Genomic DNA, 25012 nt, shown 5'->3' with positions numbered 1-25012 from the left:
TCAGGCTTCGATCCGCTGATCGAAGCCGAAGGGCCGGAGCCGAAGGTGCTTCTGGCCGATCGCGGCTATGACAGCGACCATATTCGCGAGACAATGGAAGCAAAAGGCGCGGCCACCATCATCCCGACCCGGAAAAACCGGAAAACGCAAATCCCCGTCGACGATTACATCTACGCCCTGCGCAATCGCATCGAGCGGTGCTTCAACAAGCTCAAAAACTCACGCCGCCTCGCGACCCGATACGATAAAACCGCCGAAAGCTACCTTGGCTTCGTTCATATCGCCGCTATTCGCCTCTGGATGCGCGCATTCGTCAACAGGACCTAGACACACCGTTAGATAAAATATATTATTTCGTCCCCGTTTTTAAGAAATCGCCTTTCACGAAGTTATAAAAGCTTTCTACCGCAACGACACCAACCCAGCCCCATGCCGTTCGATCCTTCCCTCAAGATCGAGCAGCAACAACACACCCTGCACTGCCCCCGCGTGACTCTCCGCCGCGCGGGCGAGTTCATCAATGGAAATCGGCGTCGCGCTCAACAGCGACAGAATGATTGTTCTAAGATCGTCGCCGCTCTTCACCGGCATATATTCTGCCGCCTCTGGCTCCAGCGCAATCACTTCCAATTCTGTATCCACCTCGTCATCGACGATAGCCGATACAAAAGGAATCTCCCCGTCAAAACCCTCACCAAGAATATCAACCTCATCCCATAATTCTTGCTGCTCGCCTGTGTGCTCACGCGGTTCGGCAAAACCCGGGCGGGCCGCGCTTTGGCTGGCGAGCGCCTCGATGACATCCTCGCCCTTGGTGCAGAAAGTGGCACCTTCCTGCAGCAGATCATTGGGGCCTTCGGCTCTTGGGTCAAGGGGAGAGCCCGGCACTGCGAAAATCTGGCGGCCCTGTTCCGCCGCGAAACGGGCTGTGATGAGTGAGCCTGAACGGCGCGCCGCTTCCACCACCACGAGGCCGAGGCTGAGGCCGGAGACGATGCGGTTGCGGCGGGGGAAATCGCGGCCGCGCGCTTCCCAGCCAAAGGGCATTTCGCTGATCGCCGCGCCATGCTCCAAAAGGCGTTCCAGCAAAGCTTCATGTTCGGCTGGATAGATGCGTCCGAGCCCGCCGGCGAGCACGGCGATGGTGCCGGTCTCCAGCGCCGATTGATGCGCCTTGGCGTCTATGCCGCGCGCAAGACCGGAAACGATCACATAGCCCGCCCGGGCAATATCGCGGGTGAGCCGTTCCGTCATCACGAGACCGGCTGCCGAGGCATTGCGGGCGCCGACGATCGCGACTTTGGCGCGGGCGAGGCTTTTGCGCTGGCCGCGCATGGCGATGATGGGCGGCGGCGCATCGATGAGACGCAGGAGTGGCGGATAATCCGGCTCGCAAAGCGCGATGAAACTGCCTCCCGCCGCTGCAAGCGCTGTTTCCTCGCGGGCGATCTCGTCCGCATCGGCGAGGCGTAATTGCCGGCCCCGGCTTTTGGCGAGATGCGGCACCGCTTCGAGCGCCGCGCCGGCGCTGTCATAACGCGTGAGCAGGGAGAGAAAGGTGCGCGGGCCGATGCCATCGCTGCGCGCGAGACGCAGCCAGTCGGAACGCTCGCGGATCGTGAGTTCGCGCTGTTCCAGAGGGAAGAACGGACTCTGACTCATAATGGCGGCGGCGCCTCCAAAGTCCCGTGGCGGGCTCAGCCCTTGCTGCCGATTTTGGTTTCAGTGCCCGCGCGCAGGCGGGCAATATTGGCGCGATGCTTGATCCATAAAATGGCAGCAAGCACCAGAAAGACGAAACTCGCCGGTCTCGCGTCGAGAAACCAGAGCACCAGCGGCGTCAGCGCGCTCGCCGTCAGCGCGGCGGCGGAGGAATAGCGGGTGAGAAAGGCCACCGAAAGCCAGATGAGCGCGAAGGCAAGCCCTGCAGGCCAGGCAAGCCCGATCAGGCAGCCGAGAAAGGTCGCAACGCCCTTGCCGCCAGAAAATTTCAGCCAGACCGGAAAGACATGGCCAAGAAAGGCGCCAGCCGCGGCAAAAAGCGGCGGCAAAGGATCGCCCCCCGCATAGGTTTCCGCAATCCAGCGGGCGATGAGCACCGCCGCCGTGCCCTTGAGCGCATCAAGCAGCAGGGTCAGAGCGGCGAGATCCTTGCGGCCGGTGCGCAGCACATTGGTCGCGCCAATATTGCCGGAGCCGATCGCCCGCAAATCCTGCGTGCCGGCCGCCCGCGTCAGCAACAGGCCGAAGGGAATGGAGCCCAAGAGATAGCCGAGAATCAGGCAGGCAAAGGGGACCACGGCGAACATCCTGTCCGGTCGAAAAAGCAGAACCAGCTTTAACTTAGCAGAGCTTCACCAGTCTCGGAAAGCGCGAACACCGTATTTCCGCCGACGAGCGTAAGCTTGACGCGGCCTTCAAGCCGCGCCTGATCGAAAGCCGTGTTGCGGCAGCGCGAATGCAGTTTCTTGCGGTTGACGACGAAAGGCTCACCCGGATCGAAACGGATGAGATCAGCCGGTGCACCAACCGCCAGCCGCCCCTGAGGCAGGCCGAGAATTTCGGCGGGCCGCGTCGAAAGCGCGCGGATGAGGCGCGGCAAGGTGAGATGGCCAGAGGTCACCAGCCGCAAGCCCGCCGACAGCATGGTTTCGACGCCAATCGCGCCGAATTCGGCCTCGGCGAAAGGCAGACGCTTGGTCTCGACATCCTGCGGATCGTGATCGGAGACAATGACGTCGATCACGCCTTCGGCCAGAGCCTCGACGAGGGCGAGACGCTCATCTTCTTCGCGAAGCGGCGGGGCGACCTTGAGAAAGGTGCGATATTCGCCGATGTCGTTTTCGTTGAGCGTCAAATGGTTGATCGAGGTGGCGCAAGTGACCGGCAGGCCAGCGGCTTTGGCGGCGCGGATCACTTCCACCGAGAGCGTGGTGGTGACAAGCGCGGCGTGATAGCGCGCGCCGGTGAGATTGACGAGACGGATGTCGCGATCGAGCATGACCGCTTCCGCCTCACGCGGGATGCCGGCGAGACCCAGGCGCGAGGCGCGCTCGCCCTCGTTCATGACGCCATCGCCGACGAGATCCTCATCCACCGCATAATGAATGGTGAGCGCATCGAAATCGCGCGCATAGGCGAGCAGGCGGCGCATCACCTGCGCATTGCGCACCGAATGGGTGCCATTGCTGAAAGCCACGGCACCAGCCTGCAGCAGCAGGCCGATTTCGGCGATTTCCTCGCCGCGCAGCCCCTTGGTGAGGGCCGCCGTCGGCAATAGCCGCACCCTGCCGGTGTCACGGGCGCGGCGCAGCAGGAAATCGACAACCGCCGCCTCATCGACGGGAGGAAAAGTGTCGGGGCGCGTCAGCAGAGTGGTCACCCCGCCGGCAGCGGCAGCGGCGGTGGCGGAAGCAATGGTTTCGCGATGTTCGGCGCCGGGCTCGCCAACGAAAACGCGCATGTCGATGAGGCCCGAGGTGACGACATCGCCGCAGCAATCAATGACCGGCACGCCGGCCGGCAGTGCCGCCGCCGTGACTTCCGGGCCGACGGCAGCGATGTCCCCGTCGAGCACCAGAACGCCACCACGCCGCTCGCAATCCGCCGCGCCATCGACGAGGCGGGCATTGACCAGGGCAAGCGGCGGCGGCGTTTCGGGAGAAACACGATAGGTCATCCAGTCAGTCTCATCCGTTCGGCAGATGTTGCGACAGGGCTTCGAGCACGGCCATGCGCACGGCGACGCCCATTTCGACCTGTTCGCGAATCCGGCTCTGCGGCCCATCGGCGACGCGCGAGGCGATCTCGACGCCGCGATTCATCGGGCCGGGATGCATCACCAGGGCATCGGGCTTCGCCAGGGCCAATTTTTCCTCGTCGAGCCCGTAGAAGCGGAAATATTCCTTGAGCGAGGGGATGAAACCGCCATCCATGCGCTCGCGTTGCAGCCGCAACATCATGACGATATCGGCGCCGGCGAGTCCCTCTTCCATCCGGCGGAACACTTCGACCCCCATATTCTCGATGCCCGCTGGCAGAAGGGTCGAGGGGCCGATGACACGCACCCGCGCGCCGAGCGCCGAGAGCGACAGAATGTTCGAGCGGGCGACGCGCGAATGCAGAATATCGCCGCAGATCGCCACCACGAGTCCTTCGATCCGGCCCTTGTTGCGGCGGATCGTCAGAGCATCGAGCAAAGCCTGGGTCGGATGTTCATGCGCCCCGTCGCCGGCATTGACCACCGAGCAATCGACTTCATTGGCGAGGAGATGCACGGCGCCGGCCTTGGCATGGCGCACGACGATAATGTCTGGCCGCATGGCGTTGAGGGTCATCGCCGTGTCGAGCAGGGTCTCGCCCTTTTTGACGCTGGAGGTCGCGACCGACATGTTCATCACATCGGCGCCGAGCCTTTTGCCGGCAAGCTCGAAGGAGGATTGCGTCCGCGTCGAGGCTTCGAAAAAGAGATTGATGAGGGTGCGGCCGCGCAGACTCGTGCGCTTCTTTTCGATCTGGCGCGACACGCCGACCGCTTCTTCGGCAAGGTCGAGGAGAAAAGTCAGATCCTGCGCGGAAAGGCCCGCGATCCCAAGCAGATGGCGGTGGGGAAAGGTGGGCTTTTGAGAGAGCGGTTCAAGCATCGGCGCTCTCTATGAATTGAATCGCGCCGCTTCGCAACCCATGTGGATCGAGGCTCCCCGGATTTTCGCGCGGAAGGTCCATTTGACAGGCGCCTCCGCCTCCCCCATCTTCCCCCGCCGGGTTCCATAGGGAATGTCAATGTCTAAAGCCTGGGTCGAGTGAATTTCCTTCATCAATTCTTAAATTGAATTTCGATGAGCGCCGTTCATCGAAATTCGGGCCCCCGCGACGGCGGGGCGGCGGCTTCCCGCCGGACCGCATTGCTCCCAACCACTTGGGAGCAATGAGACTTTATATTACGGGCTATCCCTGCTTTCGATTTTCCACTTTCCGTTTGCTGCTGCAGGTGAGGCAGCAAACATTTCTGGAGATGCTCCTCGATGCATGTCGTCATCGTCGAATCACCGGCGAAGGCCAAGACCATCAATAAATATCTGGGCAAGGACTATGAGGTCTTTGCCTCGTTCGGCCATGTCCGCGATCTGCCGCCGAAGGATGGTTCCGTCGATCCCGATGCCGATTTCGCCATGTTGTGGGATGTCGACACCAAATCCGCCAAAAGGCTGTCGGAGATCGCCAAGGCGGTGAAAGACGCCGACCGGGTGATTCTCGCCACCGACCCCGACCGCGAGGGCGAGGCGATTTCCTGGCATGTGCTGGAAGTGCTCAAAGCCAAGAAAGTGCTCAAGGACAAGCCGGTCGAACGCGTCGTCTTCAATGCGATCACCCAATCGGCGATTCTCGATGCGATGAAACATCCGCGCGCCATCGACATCGATCTCGTCGATGCCTATCTGGCGCGCCGGGCGCTCGATTATCTCGTCGGCTTCAACCTTTCCCCGGTGCTGTGGCGCAAATTGCCCGGCGCGCGCTCGGCCGGGCGCGTCCAATCGGTGGCCCTGCGGCTCGTCTGCGAGCGCGAGCTCGAAATCGAGCGATTCGTGCCGCGCGAATATTGGTCGCTCATCGCCTTTTTGCGCACGCCGGAAGGACAGAGCTTTTCCGCCCGGCTCGTCGGTGCCGACGGCAAGAAGATCAGCCGGCTCGATATCGGCAAGGGCGAGGAGGCGGAAGCCTTCAAGGCGGCGCTTGAGACGGCTTTGTTCACCGTCGCCAAGATCGAGGCGAAACCCGCCAAGCGCCATCCCGCACCGCCCTTCACCACCTCGACCCTGCAACAGGAAGCCGCGCGCAAACTCGGCCTTGCACCAGCGCGCACCATGCAGCTCGCACAGCGCCTTTATGAAGGCGTCGACCTCGGCGGCGAGACGGTCGGCCTCATTACTTATATGCGAACCGACGGCGTCGATCTGGCACCGGAGGCCATCAATGGCGCCCGTAAGGTGATCGCCAACGAATATGGCGACAGATATGTGCCGCAGGCGCCGCGCCGCTATCAGGTCAAGGCCAAGAATGCGCAGGAAGCGCATGAGGCGATCCGCCCGACCGATCTTGCCCGCCTGCCGAAAAATGTGGCGCGCTATCTCGAACCCGAACAGGCGAAACTTTACGAGCTGATCTGGACCCGCACCATTGCGAGCCAGATGGAATCCGCTGAACTCGAACGCACGACGGTCGATATTCTGGCCGAGGTCGGCGCGCGCAAGCTTGATCTGCGCGCCACCGGCCAGGTGGTGCGGTTCGATGGCTTTCTGAAACTCTATCAGGAAGGCCGCGACGACGAGGAAGATGAGGAAAGCGCCCGCCTGCCGCCGATGAAAGAAGGCGACCACCTGACCAAGGAGCGGATCGAGGCGAGCCAGCATTTCACCGAGCCGCCGCCACGCTTCACCGAGGCGACGCTCGTCAAGCGCATGGAGGAATTGGGCATCGGCCGGCCATCGACCTATGCCTCGACCCTCGCCGTCCTGAAAGATCGCGATTATGTCCGCATCGAAAAGAAACGGCTGATTCCAGAGGACAAGGGAAGGCTCGTCACCGCTTTTCTCGAAGCCTTTTTCGGCCGCTATGTCGGCTATGATTTCACTGCCGATCTCGAGGCAAGCCTCGACAAGATCTCCAATCACGAGATCGACTGGAAACAGGTGCTGCGCGATTTCTGGAGCGATTTTTCCGAGGCGCTCGCCGGCACCAAGGAATTGCGCACGACCCAGGTGCTCGACAGCCTGAACGATCTTTTGGGTCCCTATATTTTCCCCGAAAAACCGGATGGGTCGAATCCGCGCACCTGCCCTTCCTGCAAGGATGGGCAATTGTCCCTGAAGATCGGCAAATTCGGCGCTTTCATCGGCTGTTCGAATTATCCCGAATGCAAATTCACCCGGACCTTGTCGGATACCGGGCCGGAGGCGGGCGCGGGCGGCGAACAGGACCGTCCGGGCGTCAAGGTGCTCGGCCACGATCCCGAAACGGGCGACGAAATTTCCCTGCGGGATGGGCGTTTCGGCGCCTATGTCCAGCGCGGCGAGGGCGAGAAGCCGAAACGCGCCTCGCTACCCAAAACCATCGCCCCGGCTGATGTGACGCTGGAGATCGCGCTTGGCCTCCTCTCCTTGCCGCGCGAGGTCGCCCGCCACCCCGAGACAGGCGAGCCGATCGTCGCCGGCATCGGCCGTTTCGGCCCCTATGTGCAGCACGGCAAGACCTATGCGAATGTCGGCAAGGATGAGGATATTCTCTCAATCGGCGGCAATCGCGCGGTCGATCTGATCGTCGCCAAGGAGAGCGGCCTCTCCGGCCGGCGCTTCGGCAAGGCGGAAAGCGCGCCCTCACGCGTGCTCGGCAACCATCCGGAAGGCGGCGAAATCACCATCAAAGCTGGACGTTATGGCCCCTATGTGAATTGGGGCAAGGTCAACGCCACCTTGCCGAAAGACGCCGACCCCACCACATTGACGCTTGAGGAGGCGATTGCGCTCCTCGCCGCCAAGGCAAGCGGCACCGACGGCAAAGGCAAGGGAACGGTGCAGGGCCAAATGCTGGGTGAACATCCCTCCGGTGGACCGATCACCCTGCGGGAAGGCCGTTTCGGCCCCTATGTCAACTGGGGCAAGGTCAACGCGACGCTGAAATCCGGCCTGACGCCCGATACGATCACGCTCGAAGATGCCATCAAGCTCATAGACGACAAGGCCGGAACCGCGAAAAAAGCGCCGGCCAAGAAGACGGGCAGCAAGAGTGCCACAAGCAAGGCAGATTCGGACAAGCCTGAAGCGGTAAAGAAAACCAAGACGGCAACAAAGCGGAAGTCGGCCACAGCCGATGATGCCGAAAAGCCGAGCCCGAAAACCAGCAAGCCGAAATCCGCAGCCAAGAAGGCAGACGAGCCACCAGCCGAAGACTTTGACGAGGAGCCGCCATTTTAACGGCGAGACATCTTTCAGGCACCCCAGCGCCCGCACAAAGGCGCGGCAAGGGTAAGGAATATGGCCTCCGACGGATGCGTTTGGAAGTCAGCGTGTTTTCAACGCCAGCGAAACGCGAGATAGTTCTCTTGATGCCGAAAATGCTCTATCGTTCATAAGAGCTTTTTCTGCATCGCTCGAAGCGCCATGAGCCGCAGGCGGCAAAAGAACTCCCTTGAGGCAATGGGGCGTTAAGTAGAGATGGCTCCTTTGATCGAAAGCCGTCTGGATATTTCGGCAAAACGTCGTCCTGACCGGCGACACCGGGAGAAAAAGATTACATTGGACCGGCGACGGGCGCGGACGGGCTTCACCGCGGAAAGACAATGGACAGGCGCGTGAGAAAATCCTCTTTGCCTCCTATTCGGCCACCTGCTCAACCTCCCACTCGGGCCGCTTCCCGTGCCGGTTCCGCGAGCCCTGCCTCCAATGCTTCGCCCGACGAAGCGGGAACGACAAAACTGCCTTCGCGCGATGATCTCATCGCCTATATCGCCCGCGAGCGCGAGGCGGCGGGAGAGAAGGCCCCGACCAAGATCGGCAAGCGCGAGATCGCCCGCGCCTTCGACATCAAGGGGGATGACAGGATCGCCCTGAAACGTCTCTTGCGTGAGCTCGAGGCCGAAGGGGCGATCGAGCGGCGGCGCAAGGTCCTCACCAGCCCAGGAAGGCTGCCTCCAGTGGTCGTCGCCGAGATCTATTCCCGCGACCGCGACGGCGATCTTCTCGCCAAACCCGGCGAATGGGACGAAGCGCTTGGCCCCGCTCCGAAAATCGCCATCACATTACCACGCAAGCCACGCAGTGGCGCACCGGTTCCGGGTCTCGGCGACCGCGCCCTCATCCGTGTCGAGCCTCTGCCGGCGCCGCAGCCGAATGAGCCCGCTTATACCGGCCGTCTCATCAAACTTCTGCCGCGTGGCCGGGCCGGTGTATTGGGTCTGTTTCGCGCCGATCCGAACGGTCGTGGCGGGCGCATCGTACCGCTCGACAAAAAACATCTCGGCAAGGGCGAATTGCAGATCGCAGAGACCGATCGCGGCGCAGCTCAGGATGGCGATCTCGTCTCGGTCGAGATCCTGCGCACCGGCAGGCTCGGCCTTCCCTCCGCGCGCGTGCAGGAAAAGATCGGCGCCTATTCATCAGAAAAGGCCGTCAGCCTCATCGCCATCCATGCCCATGGCCTGCCGCATGTCTTCGGGGCCGAAGTGCTGACCGAGGCGGAATGCGCGCAACCGATGGGTCTTGGCGGCCGCGAGGATTGGCGTGCCCTGCAACTCGTCACCATCGACCCACCCGATGCACGCGATCACGACGATGCGGTTCATGCCGCGCCAGATCCCGACCTCGCCAATCCCGGCGGCCATATTCTCACCGTCGCCATCGCCGATGTCGCAGCCTATGTGCGCCCGGGCGGTGCGCTCGACCGCGAGGCGCTGGAACGTGGCAATTCGGTCTATTTCCCCGATCGTGTCGTACCGATGCTGCCGGAGCGCATCTCCAACGATCTCTGCTCGCTGCGTCCGAACGAGGACCGCCCGGCGCTCGCCGTCCGCATGATCATAGCCGCCGACGGCCACAAGCTTTCGCATTCCTTCCATCGCGTGCTGATGCGCTCGGCAGCGAAACTCTCCTATGCGCAAGCCCAGGCGGCGCTCGACGGAACAGCCGACGAGACAACCGAACCGCTGCTTGAACAGGTGCTGAAGCCGCTGCAAAAAGCGCATGACTCACTGCAGAATGCGCGGCGCAAACGCGGGCCCCTCGATCTCGATCTGCCTGAACGCAAGATCAAGCTCAACACGGAAGGCAAGATCGAACGCATTTTCACCCCCGCGAGACTCGAAACCCATCGGCTGATCGAGGAATTCATGATCCTCGCCAATGTCTGCGCGGCGGAAACGCTGGAAGCACATCACCAGCCGCTGATCTACCGCACTCATGACGAGCCGACGCTCGAAAAGCTTAATGCACTCGCTGAATTCCTGCATACAATCGATATCAAACTCGCCAAGGGGCAGGTGCTGCGGCCGGCACAATTCAACGGCATATTGGCACGCGTACGCGAGACGGAACACGAACATCTCGTCAATGAAATCGTTCTGCGCACACAGGCGCAAGCCGAATATGTGACGCAGAATTACGGCCATTTCGGCCTCAACCTGCGCCGCTATGCGCATTTCACCTCGCCGATCCGCCGCTACGCCGATCTCATCGTGCATCGCGCCCTCATCACCGCGCTCAAGCTCGGCGAAGGCGGCCTGCCGCGTTCTGATCCGGCGGAGCTTGCCGAAATCGCCGCCAAAATCTCCTCGGCTGAGCGGCGCGCCATGGCCGCCGAGCGCGAGACGGTCGAGCGGCTCATCGCCATTCATCTCGCCGATCAGGTCGGGGCGCAATTCGAGGGGCGCATTTCCGGCGTCAACAAAGCAGGTCTGTTCATCCGTCTCGCCGAATCGGGCGCCGATGGATTCGTGCCGATTTCGAGCCTCGCGCAGGATTATTTCCGTTATGAAGAAGGCCGTCATGCGCTCATCGGCTCCCGTACCGGACTGATGCACCGGCTCGGCGATCTCGTCAGCGTGCGCCTCGTCGAGGCGGCGCCTCTTGCGGGCGCCTTGCGCTTCGAATTGCTCGAAGGCGGAAGACCCTCCCGCGCGCCGTCACGCGCAAAGATACGCGGCGAGACCAAACGCGGCAGCGAGGATGAAGGCCGCGTGAAAACCAATTCCCGCGTCTCCCGGCGCAGGCGTTGACCTAGAAACCTTTCGGTTCGGATTGAATCATTACGCGATTAAAAATCCTTGAAAATACTTTAGTTTTTGCAAGTGGAGCAGTTCGGAAACATCCGAACATGCTCTAGGCCCTTTTCCCGAAGAGTTCTCCATAATGCTTCGCCTCTCGCTCGCGATCGAGACCTTTCCCCTTGCCGAACGCTTCGTCATTTCGCGCGGCGCCAAAACCGCCGCCGAAGTGGTCGTCGTGACGATCGAATCGGAACATGCGCGCGGACGCGGCGAATGCGTGCCTTATGCCCGCTATGGCGAAAGCCCGGCGAGCGTCCTGGCACAGATCGAATCCATCCGCGTGGGAATAGAAAAAGGCATCTCCCGCGCCATCCTGCAGGAGCTGCTCCCCGCGGGCGCGGCGCGCAATGCCGTGGATTGCGCCCTTTGGGATCTGGAGGCCAAGGAAACCGGCGTCCCGGTCTATCGCCGCGCGGGTCTCGGTGAACCCGGCCCGGCGACAACCGCTTACACGCTCTCGGTTGGCACGCCGGAGGAAATGGCCGGCGCCGCCGCGCGGGCAAAACACCGGCCGCTGCTGAAGCTCAAGCTCGCTGGCGAAGGCGATCCCGCCCGCATAGCCGCGGTCCGCGCCGCCGCACCGGATTCCGATCTCATCGTCGATGCCAATGAGGCCTGGACCGCCTCTATGCTGCCCGGCCATTTCGCCGCCTGCGCCGAGGCGGGCGTGAAACTGGTGGAGCAACCGCTGCCCGCAGGCCATGACGCCCTGCTTGCCGCAAAAAAATGGCCGGTTGCCGTCTGCGCCGATGAAAGCGTCCACGACCGGCATGGACTTTCCGAACTTGCCGAACACTACGATCTTATCAACGTCAAGCTCGACAAGACCGGCGGCCTTACCGAGGCTTTGGCCCTGATCAAGGCGGCGCGCACCCATGGCCTCGACATCATGCTCGGCTGCATGGTAGCCAGTTCCCTGGCCATGGCGCCCGCCATGCTGCTCGCAGGGGAAGCCCATTTTATCGATCTCGACGGCCCCCTCCTGATGGCGCAAGATCGGGCAGATGGTCTCCTCTACGAGGGGTCTCTCGTCTGCCCTCCAAAGCCGGAGCTATGGGGTTGACCGCATCGATCGGAAGCGAACTGAGACCGTCCCTGCCGCATCTGCCGGCTGCGCTCGACGAGATGGAGGACATTACCGTCGCCTCCGGTGACATCATCGTCTATCGGCTGTTCGAACTCGCCGACCGGATCGATCTCGACCTTGCCGAAAAGCACTGGCAGACGCATACGGGCTCGCTCGGCGCACGACGCACCTTTCAGGCAACGCCGCCGAAGGCCATCGCCTATAATGTCCCGCCCGTCGTTCTCACGCTCGATCCGGTCTCGCTAACGCTCAACAAAAGCGACCAGACAACACAGACAGTCCAGGCGCAAGCCACGGCAAGGCTCTATGATATCGGCATTGTCACCCTGACACTGCGTTTCGCCGTGACACATCTTTCCTGGCAGGATTATGCGGCGCTCCTCAATGACATCAACCGGTCGATCGGGCCGACATCCGGCAGTATGCTCTGGCGCGACATGCTGCGCGCTTTGCGCGGACCACTCGACGGCGCCTTGCACAATCCGATCGATACGACGCTCGAGGAAGATTACATCATCGCCTTCGTGCGTGCCTTCGACCGTCCGCTCACCGGCAAGCAGATTCTCGAAACCATCGATCTCGTCCCGCTTCTCTCCGGCGAAACCCTGCCGCTCTCCGAACGCGCGCGCCAGGATCTCCTGCGCAACAATTTCTCCTATTATATCGATGATCTCGCGGTCCTGACCTGGGATCGCGGCCTCGTAGTCGATCCGCGCGGTGATTCCGATGTGCTCGATGTCGTCGAGGTCGCCAATGCGCAATTATTGGAAATCAGCTATTTCAACAAACTGCTGAACGACGAACTGCCGCGTATGTATACGCTGGTCCAGACGACGCATCGCTCAAGCGGACTGTGGTCATCGCGGCGATTGTCCGGTCTCGCTCGCAATCTTTATACTTTGTATGCGGAAGTCACGGAAGTAAAAGAACATGTCGACAATGTTCTGACCGTGACCGAGGATGTCTATCTCGCCCGTATCTATGGCGCCGCCGTTGCCCTGTTCCAGGTCAATGTCGTCAGCCATGCCGTGGAAGAAAAACTGTCGATCATCCGCGAGACTTATATGGCGCTTTACGACGATGCCTCAGGCGGCCGTGCCGAGGCGATGGAAATCGCTGTCGTCGCCCTGATCACGATGGAAATCATTCTCACGCTGATCCACTGGTGAGACTTCCATAGGCTGCCGGAGAAGAACCGATTCGGCTGTTTCCGGCTCCTCCACCAAAAAGCCAGACCGTAACTTTAAATCATATTTTATTGATTGAGCGCCGAGCCGGAGCTGGTTCACGATTTCGCCCGATCAATTCCCACACGGCAAAATAAACATGATGCATCATCCTCATCATGAAGATGGACGGGCCGGAGCACCACGGATTTATCAGAGACGCTCCCCTTACAAAAAAATGATTGTCTTTTCAAAGCGATGAAATCACCTAAAGCATTTTCAATTGGAGCAGTTCGGAAACATCCGAACATGCTCTAGCGATGCGATGCAAAGAGCCAGAAGCTCTCGTCACGCACGGACGGATGCAAGGGCGATGGCAAGGACCTATCCACAGGGTCTCCCCGGATACTGACAGAGTACTGTCACCAACAGCCGGTAGGGCAGCGTGCAGCACTATCCACCTGCCAGAGATATGTCATGACTGAATCCGACCGCCGGAGTTTCCTCAAGCTCGCCGCGTCCGGCGCGATGGCCGCCACATTGCAACAAAGCATCGGCAAGGCGATGGCCCTGCCGGCCAACAATCGTACGCAATCGATCGACGACATTGAACATGTCATTTTCCTGATGCAGGAAAATCGCTCGTTCGATCATTATTTCGGCATGTTGCAGGGCGTGCGCGGCTTCAACGATCCGCGCGCCGTGCGCCTCGCCTCCGGCGCCCCGGTGTGGAGCCAGCCCAATGGCAAGAGCGTCGTCATGCCCTTCCATCCGGATGCGCCCGACATGGGGATGCAATTCCTCGAAGATTTGCCCCATGGCTGGAACGATACGCATAATGCCTGGAACAAGGGCCAGTGGGACGGCTGGATTCCGGCGAAGAGCGCTACCTGCATGGCGCATCTCACGCGTGATGACATCCCCTTCCACTATGCGCTCGCCGACGCATTCACGATCTGCGACGCCTATCATTGCTCGATGATGAGCTCGACCGACCCCAACCGCTATTACATGTGGACCGGCTGGGTCGGCAATGACGGTTCCGGTGCTGGCCCGGTCGTTGACAATGCGGAAGCCGGTTACGGCTGGCATACCTATCCCGAGCGCCTCGAAGCCGCCGGCGTCTCCTGGAAAGTGTATCAGGACATTGGAACCGGTCTGACCGCCGATGGCTATTGGGGCTGGACGGGCAATCCCTATATCGGCAATTACGGCGACAATTCGCTGCTCTATTTCCATCAATATCAGAATGCGTCCGATGCCTCGCCGCTGGCGCAGAAGGCCCGCACCGGCACCAATATTTCCGCGTCGGGCACCTTATTCGACATCTTCAAGAACGACGTCCAGTCCGGCAGACTGCCTCAGGTGACCTGGATCGTCGCGCCCGAGGCCTATACCGAACATCCCAACTGGCCGTCCAATTACGGTGCCTGGTATGTCTCGCAAATCCTCGACATTCTGACTGCCCGGCCGGACATCTGGAGCAAGACCGCGCTCTTCCTCATGTATGACGAGAATGACGGCTTCTTCGATCACATCGTCCCGGCAGTGCCGCCGATGAGTGCGGATTACGGAAAATCGACCGTTTCCACCGTCAATGAAATCTTCCCGGGCAGTTCGAGCTATTACAGCGCGCCCTATGGTCTCGGCGTGCGTGTACCGATGATCGTCATCTCGCCATGGAGCCGCGGCGGCTTCGTCAATTCGGAAGTGTTCGACCACAGCTCGCTGATCCGCTTTCTGGAAGCGCGTTTCGCCCGCCATTATCCGGGCCTGATCGAGCCGAACATCACCCCCTGGCGCCGCGCCATCACGGGCGATCTGACTTCGACCTTCAATTTCAAGACACCCAATGCATTCAAGGTGTCCCTGCCCTCGACGAAATCCTACGCGCCGGTGGATGCGAACCGTCACGACAGCTATGTTCCGGCGGTTCCGGCGAAACAGCAGGTGCCGGAGCAGGAGCAAGGCATCCGTCCCGCACGCGCCCTGCCCTATGATCTGCAGGTCCAGTCGCTGCCGCAGGCGAATGCCTCCAAAATCACGCTCGCGTTCCGCAATACCGGAGACGCGGCCGCCGTGTTCCATGTCCGCGACGCCTCGAACAAGACACCGGCCCGCTCCTATACGGTCGAGCCCGGCAAGGATCTGAGCGATATTTGGACGGGTGCCGCGGACGGTTCCTATGACCTTGCGGTGTATGGCCCCAACGGCTTCTTCCGCCATTTCAAGGGCAATCTGAAGGGAGCGAGCTTCGCACAGATCGGGGTCAACACAAGGACCGATCGCGTGGCGCAAATGCTCATCGTCGATCTCGTCAATCTCGGCTTTACCAGCGCGCGGCTGGTGCTGACCAATGCCTATACCGGCGCGGTGATCCGGCACCAGACGGTCAAGCCTTCACAATCGCATCAGGTGACGGATTTGGCGATCGAAGCGGGCGGCTGGTATGACATCACGGTCGAGATTGAAGGCGATCCAAGCTTCAAGGCGCAACTCGCCGGTCATATCGAGAATGGCCGCGACAGCATCACTGACCCGCTGATGGGCCGCGTGCCCTCCCCGCTGCAGCATGCGGCGGCTGGGGATGCCACCTGAAGCGGATTCCTCCGGTAGCGGGGCGCATGGATCACGGCCCGTCGTGATCCATGCGTCATCCTTCTTCGGAAGGGTCGGAAAACAATCCGAATTGCGCGGCTTCGCGTGCCGGCTCCTTGAGGCCGAGATGACGGAAGGCATTGGCCGTCAGCAGGCGGCCGCGCGGGGTGCGCTGTAAAAATCCCTGCTGGATCAGATAGGGCTCGATAATGTCCTCGATCGCGTCGCGGGGTTCCGAGAGGGCCGCGGCGATGGTTTCGATCCCGACCGGACCACCGCCAAAGGAAAGCGCAATGACATCGAGATAGCGCCGGTCCATCTGATCGAGGCCAATCGGATCGACGTCGAGAAGCCGCAGCGCCTTGTCGGCCAGTGCCCGCGTCACCCGCTCCACCCCATCGACAATGGCAAAATCACGCACGCGCCGGAGCAACCGGCCGGCGATGCGCGGAGTGCCCCGAGCGCGCCGCGCGATTTCATTGGCGCCCTCGGCCTCGATCGCGAGGCCATGCACGCGTGCACCGCGCGTGACGATTTTTTCAAGTTCCTCGACCGTATAGAAATCGAGCCGGATCGGTATGCCGAAGCGGTCACGCAAGGGAGTGGTAAGCAGACCTGCCCGGGTGGTCGCGCCAACAAGCGTGAAACGGGCAAGGTCGATCTTCACCGATCGCGCACCAGGACCCTCGCCGATGATCAGATCGAGCTGGAAATCCTCCATGGCCGGATAGAGAATTTCCTCAACGGCCGGGTTGAGCCGGTGAATCTCGTCAATGAACAGAACGTCGCGGTCCTCGAGCGCGGTCAATTGGGCGGCAAGATCGCCGGCCTTGGCAATGACCGGCCCGGAGGTCGAACGGAAATTGACGCCGAGTTCCCGGGCAACGATCTGCGCCAGCGTAGTTTTGCCGAGCCCAGGCGGCCCGACGAAAAGCACATGGTCGAGGGCTTCCCTTCGCGCCCTGGCGGCTTCGATGAAAACCGCAAGATTTTGCCGCGCCGCCGCCTGACCGGTAAAATCAGCGAGGCAAAGCGGACGCAGGGAGGCTTCGGACCCATCCTCGGCGCGGGATTGCGGGCTGACGAGGCGATCTGGCGTCTTGTTCTGCGGCGGTTCCATCGGATCGTCGGCTCTGTGAAAGGCGCGGTTTTCACCGGCAAGGAGCGATCATGCGCTCTTCATAAGACTGGCACGCCCGAAAAGCTCCAGAAAAATCCGGTCCGGGCGTCTATTCCGCGCCGAATCCCAGAACATCCTGCATGGAATAAAGGCCAGCGTGACGCTCCCGGCCCCAAAGCGCCGCCTGGACCGCGCCGCGGGCGAAAATACTGCGGTCCTCGGCCTTGTGGCTGAGGATAACCCGTTCCGCGGGCCCGGCGAAAATGACATCATGGTCGCCAACCACCGTGCCGCCGCGCAACGAGACAAAGCCAATATCGCCTTCCCGGCGCGGTCCGGTATGGCCATCACGCCCGCGCTGCTCGTGACCCGCAAGTGGGATGCCGCGCCCCTCGGCAGCAGCCTCGCCGAGCAGCAAGGCCGTGCCGGACGGCGCATCGACCTTCATGCGATGGTGCATTTCGGCGATTTCAATGTCAAAGACAGGGCCGAGCACAGCCGCCGCTTTCTTCACCAGCGCAGCCAAAAGGTTGACGCCCAAGCTCATATTGCCCGAGCGAATAATGATGGCATGTCGGGCCGCGGCCTCGATCTTCGCCAGTTCGTCCGGCTTGAAACCGGTCGTGCCGATGACATGGACGATACGCGCCTGCGCCGCGAGCGCCGCCAGTTCGACACTATAGCCAGGCAGCGTGAAATCGAGAATACCGTCGGCATCGACCACGGCTGCCAGCGGATCGGCGGTGATCGGCACGTTGATCGCCCCGCAGCCCGCAAGCAGACCGGCATCCTGGCCGAGTGCAAGGGAATCCTTGCGCGCCAGGGCCGCCGAGACGGTGACGCCAAGTGTATCCACCACTGTCTGGATGAGAACGCGGCCCATACGCCCGGCGGCGCCAGCGACGACGAGTTTCATCTCGGTCATGCAAATCTCCTTGGGGCATGATTGAACAGCGGCAGCGTCGATCGGCAGCGCATTGTGATCATCCGCATGACTCGATCAGGGGAGCGCCGTCTTTATCCCTGCCCTAGCCCTGGTAACGCAGCAATTTCCGCAAGGATAGCCTCAGCCGCCCGCACAGGATCCTCGGCCTGCGTCACCGGCCTGCCGACAACGAGATGATCGGCGCCTGCCGCAATGGCGAGCGCCGGCGTCGCCACACGCTTCTGATCACCGGTATCCACCCCCTGTGGCCTGATTCCCGGCGTGACGAGGATCAGCTCCGGCCCGAGACGGGCGCGCACTGCCGCCGCCTCCGCAGCCGAAAGAACCAAGCCATCGATGCCCGCATCGCGCGTCTGGACGGCCCGGCGCGCGACGAGTTCGGCAACACCGCAACCATAACCCGCCGCCGCGAGATCGGCATCGTCATAAGAGGTCAGCACGCTGACGCCGAGAATTTTCAGGCGCGAACCCTGCGGCGCGCCGAGACGCGCTGCGGCCAGCGTCTGCGGATAGGCATGAACCGTCAGAAAATCCGCTCCGAATTTTTCGATCTGAGCGACGGCTTTCGTGACAGTATTGGGGATGTCATGCAGTTTGAGATCGAGAAAGACCTTTTTGCCCGCATCGATCAATTCGCGGGCGAAATCCAGGCCACCGCCATAGGCGAGTTCCATACCGATCTTGTAGAAGGAAACGCTGTCGCCAAGCCGTTTTACCAGGGCCTGCGCGTCGGCCGGGCTGGTGACATCAAGAGCGACGATGAGCCTGTCACGTAAGGATGGCGCGACAGAAGAGCTCGGAAGGGATGGCTGCATCATGGACGCCGGCCACGATCGAAGCAGACGTCCGCATGGCGTGTGCCGCCCAATCGTTTGATCTCCTGCTTGGCATAAGCGGGCTGCTGGGCGGTATGGGGAGAGACCGGCTTCAACCGTCCGACCTTGAACCTTCCGGCAAAATTCAACCACTCCCTGGCGGCTTCGAATTCCCGTTTGAAATCACGCTGGACCTTGGCCTTGCCCGAGCGCAGTCTGCCCAGGAGATCATGGATCTTTGCCGGACGCTGGGAACTCCCGGCAAAGCGGCGATAAACCCAGACGCGCGCGGGAGGCAGGTTGAACCAGACGGAAGGGGATGGCGTTGCGGTGAAACGGCCGGTCACACGATTGCGCGGCACCGGAGACATCAGGCCATAGGTGAACTGGATAAAGGAACCCTGCGGCCCCATGCAGGAGAAAGCTTCTTCGAGCAGGCTCAATCGCTGCTCTTCCGGCTTGTTCAGAAGCGGCAGGCTGGAGACGACGCAGGCCGCCGGCACCTTGAGGATATTCGCAAGGGTCGGATGATCCAGTGTCTGCCGCAAGTGGTAAGCGTCGCCCTGCACCACGCGTACCGCGGGAAAACGCCGCTTCAGCAATTTGCAGAAGTCCGGATCGAATTCGATGAGAATCAGCCGCTCCGGGGCGACGCCATGCTGCAGCAATGCCTCGGTAATCGGCCCGGTGCCCGGACCGAGTTCGACGATGGGGCCCGGCACGGAGAGATCCACGTAACGCGCCATCATCCGCGCAAGCGCCCGGCCTGAAGGCGACACAGCCCCGGTCACAAGCGGATTGTCGAGCCAGGATTTGAAAAAACGCGCCTCATCCGACAATCGCTGTTCGAGCGTTACAGTCGGTTCCGCGTCTCGGCCATTATTACGACTGCGCAGGGTTTGACTAGCCAAAGAATCGCTTCCCGCCTTCACATGCATCGCCATTCCCGCACCCCGCTTTCAAGACGCGAATTGCGAATGAATGCAGGACGATCGAGAAGCCTATCCTTCTCTTAACGGTGCTGAAGGGCTGATTTCAACAGATTTATGACCAGCGCTTCGTTCATTCGCCGCGCAGCCGCCAAACCGGGGATGCCCGGAGGAATTCCTTCGCATCATGCCGGTGAAAAAAGACTATTTTTTCAAAATGATTGGATGTGCTTACAAGACGGGGGCCCGCGCTTGCCGCCCCCCTCGATCGCGCGACGCTCTATTGCCCGCTGAGATTTTCGAAAAAGTCCTTCATCCTCGCGAAGAATCCGGACGATTCGGGATGGGTCTTGTTAGAGGATTCGGCATCGAATTCCATCAACAGTTCCCGCTGCCGCTTGGTCAGATTCTGCGGCGTCTCGACCGTCGCCTGAATATAGAGATCGCCGACCTCGCGCGAGCGCAAAACCGGCATGCCCTTGTTCTTCAGCTTGAACTGGCGTCCCGATTGCGTCCCCTCAGTGATCTTGACCTTGGCCTCGCTACCATCAATCGTATGGACGGAGACTTCACCGCCGAGCGCCGCCTGAACCATGGAGATCGGCACACGGCAGAAGAGATCAGCCCCATCCCGCTGGAAGAAGGGATGCGGTTTCGTCGAGACGAAAATATAGAGATCGCCTGCGGGACCACCACGGCTGCCCGCCTCGCCCTCGCCGGAAAGCCGGATGCGGGTTCCATCCTCGACACCGGCCGGAATATTGACGGAAAGCGTCCGCTCCTTCGTGACGCGGCCGCTGCCTCCGCAGGCCTGGCAGGGATCATCGATCATCTCGCCGCGCCCGTGACATTGCGGGCAGGTCCGCTCGATGGCGAAAAAGCCCTGCTGCGCGCGGACCCGTCCATGACCGCCACAGGTCGGGCAGACGCGCGGCTTGGCCCCCGATTTGGCACCCGTGCCGTCGCAGGCCTCGCAGGTCACAGACGCCGGCAGCGTCAGGCTGGCGAGCTTGCCCGTAAAGGCTTCCTCGAGCGAAATTTCCATATTGTAGCGGAGATCCGAGCCCCGCGCCGGCCCATTGCGATTGCCACGGCGGCCCATCACGTCGCCGAACAGATCGTCGAATATATCCGCCATGGAGGAAGCGAAACCATCGTTGCCACCGCCGCCCTGTTCGAAGGCGGCATGGCCATAACGGTCATAGGCCGCGCGTTTCTGGCCGTCGGACAATGTCTGATAGGCTTCGTTGATTTCCTTGAACTGGACTTCCGCTTCCATATTGCCAGGATTGCGGTCCGGATGCCATTGCATCGCGGCTTTACGGAACGCCACCTTCATTTCGGCTTCCGTACAGGTTTTGGAAACGCCCAGCACTTCGTAAAAATCGCGTTTCGCCATGTCGTTCGCGTTCCAAATCCTCAAGCCCCGTACGGGCTCGTTCAATACATCGAAAATCAGGGTTTACAAAATCGGCGCCCGTGAAACCTCCCCGCGGCAGGGAGAATGAACAGGGCGTCCGGAAACCGGAGCCTGGAGCATTTCGGATAGAGCCAGAAACTCTCTACTAATAAATTGGAGCATTTTCAAAACGATGGCATCGCGAAGCGATTCAACATTCTTGAAAATGGCTCCAAAGCCAAGGTCATGGCCGGCATAAAGAGCGCAAGACGAACCTGAAATCGAAGCTCCAGCTCTCTTTTCGCACGCGCATCGCCAAGCCAGAAGCAAGCAAGAAATAAACCGCGCCTGCCGACTTCCTGCAGGAACCGGGGAGACCCGCTCGCGCAAAGCCCGGCTGTTCCGAAGAACCGCCGGGCCTAGCTCATTCAGGACGTACCATCCATCGCCGCCCCACCGCCACCATGGGATCCGACGCGGGAAGGATCAGGCCGATTTCTTGTGATCGTCAGGGCCGACTTCCTTGAAATCGGCGTCGATCACGTCATCCTTCGGCGCCTCGCCACTCTCACCACCCTCGGCACCCGCCTTATACATGGCTTCGCCGAGCTTCATCGACGCCTGGACGAGGGCATCGGTCTTGGTCTTGATGGCATCGAGATCCTCGCCACCGAGCTCGGTGCGCAGTTCGGCGATCGCCGTCTCGATCGTGCTCTTGTCGGAATCCGCGACCTTGGCCCCGAATTCGGCGAGGGATTTTTCGGTCGAATGGATGATCGCCTCGCCATGGTTCTTGGCATCGACGAGTTCACGCCGTTTCTTGTCCTCGGCAGCATGCTGCTCGGCGTCCTTGACCATCTTGTCAATATCGGCCTCGCTCAGGCCGCCGGAGGCCTGAATGCGGATCTGCTGTTCCTTGTTGGTCGCCTTATCCTTGGCGGTCACGTTGACGATGCCGTTGGCGTCGATGTCGAAAGTGACTTCGATCTGCGGCACGCCGCGCGGCGCGCTGGGAATACCCACAAGGTCGAATTGACCGAGCAGCTTGTTATCCGCCGCCATCTCGCGTTCGCCCTGGAAGACGCGGATGGTAACCGCCGTCTGGCTATCCTCGGCCGTCGAGAAGACCTGGCTCTTCTTGGTCGGGATCGTCGTGTTGCGGTCGATGAGGCGGGTGAAGACGCCGCCGAGCGTCTCGATGCCGAGCGACAGCGGGGTGACGTCGAGCAGCAGCACGTCCTTGACGTCGCCCTGGAGCACGCCAGCCTGGACCGCCGCGCCAATCGCCACCACTTCATCCGGGTTGACGCCCTTATGCGGCTCCTTGCCGAAGAACTGCTTGACGATTTCCTGGACCTTCGGCATGCGGGTCATGCCGCCGACGAGCACGACTTCATCGACCTCGCCCGCCGAGAGACCGGCATCCTTAAGCGCCTTGCGGCAAGGCTCGACGGTCTTCTGGATCAGATCATCGACCAGCGCCTCGAATTTCGCGCGCGTCAGCTTCAGGGCAAGATGTTTCGGGCCCGTCGCATCGGCGGTGATATAGGGCAGATTGATTTCCGTCTGAGTGGCGGAAGACAGTTCGATCTTGGCCTTTTCGGCGGCCTCCTTCAGACGCTGGAGAGCCAGCTTGTCTTTCTTGAGATCGATGCCGTTTTCCTTCTTGAACTCATCGGCGAGATATTCGACGAGACGGGTGTCGAAATCCTCACCGCCGAGGAAGGTGTCGCCATTGGTCGATTTCACCTCGAAGACGCCATCGCCGATCTCGAGGATCGAGACGTCGAACGTGCCACCGCCGAGGTCATAAACGGCGATCGTGCCGGACCCCTTCTTGTCGAGACCATAGGCAAGAGCCGCCGCCGTCGGCTCGTTGATGATGCGCAGGACTTCGAGACCGGCAATCTTGCCGGCATCCTTGGTGGCCTGGCGCTGGGCATCATTGAAATAGGCGGGAACGGTAATGACCGCCTGGCTGACCGGCTGGCCGAGATAGGATTCAGCGGTTTCCTTCATCTTCTGCAGGATGAAGGCGGAAATCTGCGAAGGGGAATATTGCTTGCCGTCGGCCTCGACCCAGGCGTCGCCATTGGCCGCCTTGACGATCTTATAAGGCACAAGGCCGATATCCTTCTTGGTCATCGGATCGTCGTAGGTCCGGCCAATCAGGCGCTTGATGGCAAAGAAGGTGCGTTCCGGATTGGTGACGCCCTGACGCTTGGCCGGCTGGCCGACGAGACGCTCGCCATCATCCGTAAAAGCGACGATGGAAGGCGTGGTGCGCGCGCCTTCAGCGTTTTCGATGACTTTCGGCGTCGTCCCTTCCATCACAGCCACGCAGGAATTGGTGGTGCCGAGGTCGATTCCGATTACCTTACCCATGAGTGTGCTTCCTTTCGATTCGCAAGACCACCAGACCCCGAAGCGATCCGGTTTCTGGGCGGACGGAGGAGCCGCCCGGTCCCCGATGGTGCTGAAAATATTATCGCCGCGCAGCAACGCAAGATGAGCCGTATATAATCCGACCTTCGGACCGTGCAAGACGCCGGGGACCGCCAAGCGCTGCCATTCACGCGCAAAATGGCAAAATCTTTCGGCGGGTGCCAGCCAGCCGCAATCGCCGCCTCCGCGAACAACCAAAGCGCGACAATTTTAGCGGAACAATCTACTTAAGCGCGTATAAATCAACCAAAAGAAGCACTCATCAAGTGCCACGGGCTTGGCGCCGCTTTTACTTTCTTTCCGGCTGCGGCATGAATATGCTTACGCGGTCGGCGATCATTGTTTGACGGAATTTCCCGGGAAGATTTTGCCGTTCAACAAGCTCTTCCAACAGAGCATTGCGACCCTGATCGTGAAACGCGAGCGCATCGATTTCAAAGTGGCATTCATGTCCGGACTAAAAGAGCCTGCAAAGCGGAGCCCCATCGCCTCTTCCCCCGGCAGGCCGGACCGGAATCAAGGGGGTACCGCCGCTGGGCGCGGAATTCCGGCGCTCTCCGGCAAGAATGCTGGCTTCAGTATTATGGGCTTCAAGAATGAGGGTAAGGGCGCCGCCGCCATCATTCGGTGCCTTTCCGCCCTATTGGCATTGGCTTCATCACCCACGGCTTTTGTGTCGCCAGCCAGCGCGCAGCTCATGCTGCCCGGAGCCTTGCATGCCGCGCCGCCTGCGGAAAGTAAAAAGAGCGCCTCGGTCAATCCCTCGGCCAACCCCATGCCAGGGCGCACGAAATTCAAGCCGCGCCCGCTTGGTCTCAAGGCTCCTTCCGACGAAAGCCTCCTCGACCGCGATCTCACCCGCTATGGCGGCAGCGGCCATCTCTCCTTCAAGCTCGGACCCGACAAGACGCTCGAAATCACGACGCTCATTCTCGAAGGGGAACAGATTTCCGAAACCCGCGAGCCCTGCCGCGTTTCGGTAATCGCCAATGAACCGATGCTTCTCCACACCGACGGTCGGCCACTGGGACTCACACGCTATCAAGCGGATATTGCCGCCTGCCCGTTTCATTTCGACGTTCTGAACGGCGCGGTTCTCATCTCGCGCGAGCCAGCCACTTGCGATTTTGCCGCGGCGGATTGTCGAATCGACCCCACTGGCCTCTGGGGCCCGGCAGCAAGCACGATCAGTGAAAAAGAGGCCCGTTCCTGGGAACATATCCGCGGACGGACCGAATCCAATATGCGCGCCAATTTCCGCGCCCTGCTTTCAACTGCCGGCAAGAATAAAACCGCCATCAAGGACATTGCCGGTGATCAGGCGGGATTCTCCTCCCGCCGTGAAATGGTCTGCCGGAACTATGCCCAGGAAGAGGTACATGGTTTCTGCGCACTGCGGATGACCGAGGCGCGCGCCATGCTGCTCCAGACGCAATGGGCCGAAAGAGTCGAATCAGACCCCGAATTGAAAAAGCAGATCGAAAAGGAAGACGCCGAGCGACGCCGAGCCGCCGCCGCACAGGCGGCTGCCAAAGCCGCCAAGGCCGCCGCCATGCCTGGCGCTTCCATTCCCGGCGCTCCTGAATCCGGCGCCGCCGTGCCATCGCCGAGTGCCGCAAACTGAAGACTCTGCCGGTTCCCGCACACATGTCGTGAAATACGCTCCCGCCGTATGGCCCTCCTAACGGAGG

The 25012-nt window shown here is 61.1% G+C and carries 17 protein-coding genes; 7 read left to right on the top strand and 10 right to left on the bottom strand.

Features of this window, described 5'->3' with window-relative positions; genetic code table 11:
• Positions 1-327, top strand: a 327-nt coding sequence (locus DL88_RS04070) for an IS5 family transposase (RefSeq protein WP_034991910.1), incomplete at its 5' end; no start/stop codon positions are given.
• Between the two features lie 75 nt (positions 328-402).
• Here the strand turns inward: DL88_RS04070 and dprA are convergent.
• From dprA to DL88_RS04050, 4 genes are read right to left on the bottom strand one after another with little or no spacing between them, the layout of a single operon-like run.
• The gene (gene dprA, locus DL88_RS04065; protein ID WP_051955555.1) at positions 403-1662 is read right to left on the bottom strand and encodes a DNA-processing protein DprA; all 1260 of its coding nucleotides are present in this window, start codon (positions 1660-1662) and stop codon (positions 403-405) included.
• A gap of 35 nt (positions 1663-1697) precedes the next feature.
• Entirely contained in the window at positions 1698-2309 is a 612-nt protein-coding gene (plsY, locus tag DL88_RS04060) for a glycerol-3-phosphate 1-O-acyltransferase PlsY (protein WP_034991908.1), read from the bottom strand.
• A 29-nt stretch (positions 2310-2338) separates the two neighbouring features.
• Positions 2339-3679, bottom strand: coding sequence for a dihydroorotase (gene pyrC / locus DL88_RS04055; protein WP_034991905.1), 1341 nt, complete (start codon positions 3677-3679; stop codon positions 2339-2341).
• A 10-nt stretch (positions 3680-3689) separates the two neighbouring features.
• Positions 3690-4643, bottom strand: a complete 954-nt coding sequence (locus DL88_RS04050) for an aspartate carbamoyltransferase catalytic subunit (RefSeq protein ID WP_034991902.1) — start codon at positions 4641-4643, stop codon at positions 3690-3692.
• Between the two features lie 381 nt (positions 4644-5024).
• Here DL88_RS04050 and topA point away from each other — a divergent pair, with 381 nt between their 5' ends.
• From topA to DL88_RS04025, 5 genes are all read left to right on the top strand, one after another.
• Entirely contained in the window at positions 5025-7970 is a 2946-nt protein-coding gene (gene topA / locus DL88_RS04045) for a type I DNA topoisomerase (protein WP_034991900.1), read from the top strand.
• A 500-nt stretch (positions 7971-8470) separates the two neighbouring features.
• Positions 8471-10765 (top strand): ribonuclease R, encoded by a 2295-nt coding sequence (gene rnr, locus DL88_RS04040; protein ID WP_051955578.1) that lies wholly within the window; start codon positions 8471-8473, stop codon positions 10763-10765.
• Positions 10766-10898: 133 nt separating this feature from the next.
• The gene (gene dgcA, locus DL88_RS04035) at positions 10899-11879 is read left to right on the top strand and encodes an N-acetyl-D-Glu racemase DgcA (RefSeq protein ID WP_034991899.1); all 981 of its coding nucleotides are present in this window, start codon (positions 10899-10901) and stop codon (positions 11877-11879) included.
• Entirely contained in the window at positions 11876-13072 is a 1197-nt protein-coding gene (locus DL88_RS04030; protein WP_245270610.1) for a hypothetical protein, read from the top strand. The genes dgcA and DL88_RS04030 overlap by 4 nt, the downstream gene beginning before the upstream one ends.
• Positions 13073-13546: 474 nt before the next feature.
• Positions 13547-15667: a phosphocholine-specific phospholipase C gene (locus DL88_RS04025; protein ID WP_034991896.1), complete on the top strand. Its 2121-nt coding sequence runs from the start codon at positions 13547-13549 to the stop codon at positions 15665-15667.
• A 55-nt stretch (positions 15668-15722) separates the two neighbouring features.
• Here DL88_RS04025 and ruvB read toward each other — a convergent pair whose 3' ends face one another.
• From ruvB to dnaK, 6 genes are all read right to left on the bottom strand, one after another.
• A complete protein-coding gene (gene ruvB / locus DL88_RS04020) occupies positions 15723-16787 on the bottom strand; it encodes a Holliday junction branch migration DNA helicase RuvB (protein WP_034991895.1) in 1065 nt (354 codons plus the stop codon).
• A gap of 109 nt (positions 16788-16896) precedes the next feature.
• Entirely contained in the window at positions 16897-17712 is an 816-nt protein-coding gene (gene dapB, locus DL88_RS04015) for a 4-hydroxy-tetrahydrodipicolinate reductase (RefSeq protein WP_210165259.1), read from the bottom strand.
• A 92-nt stretch (positions 17713-17804) separates the two neighbouring features.
• The gene (pyrF, locus tag DL88_RS04010; RefSeq protein ID WP_245270609.1) at positions 17805-18551 is read right to left on the bottom strand and encodes an orotidine-5'-phosphate decarboxylase; all 747 of its coding nucleotides are present in this window, start codon (positions 18549-18551) and stop codon (positions 17805-17807) included.
• On the bottom strand, positions 18548-19459 hold the full coding sequence (locus DL88_RS04005; protein ID WP_245270608.1) for a class I SAM-dependent methyltransferase: 912 nt from the start codon (positions 19457-19459) through the stop codon (positions 18548-18550). The genes pyrF and DL88_RS04005 overlap by 4 nt, the downstream gene beginning before the upstream one ends.
• Before the next feature lie 298 nt (positions 19460-19757).
• A complete protein-coding gene (gene dnaJ / locus DL88_RS04000) occupies positions 19758-20876 on the bottom strand; it encodes a molecular chaperone DnaJ (protein ID WP_034991893.1) in 1119 nt (372 codons plus the stop codon).
• Between the two features lie 486 nt (positions 20877-21362).
• Positions 21363-23261 carry a molecular chaperone DnaK gene (gene dnaK / locus DL88_RS03995; protein ID WP_034992361.1) on the bottom strand — a complete coding sequence of 633 codons (1899 nt, stop codon included), beginning with the start codon at positions 23259-23261 and terminating at the stop codon, positions 21363-21365.
• A 403-nt stretch (positions 23262-23664) separates the two neighbouring features.
• Between dnaK and DL88_RS19200 the strand changes: the two genes are divergently transcribed.
• Entirely contained in the window at positions 23665-24945 is a 1281-nt protein-coding gene (locus tag DL88_RS19200; RefSeq protein ID WP_156970919.1) for a hypothetical protein, read from the top strand.
• Positions 24946-25012 lie beyond the last annotated feature (67 nt).

Source organism: Beijerinckia mobilis, from assembly GCF_000745425.1.
Taxonomy (GTDB): Bacteria; Pseudomonadota; Alphaproteobacteria; order Rhizobiales; family Beijerinckiaceae; genus Beijerinckia; species Beijerinckia mobilis.
Note: the sequence above shows the minus strand (reverse complement) of the source record. Positions and strands in the feature narration are given on the sequence as shown.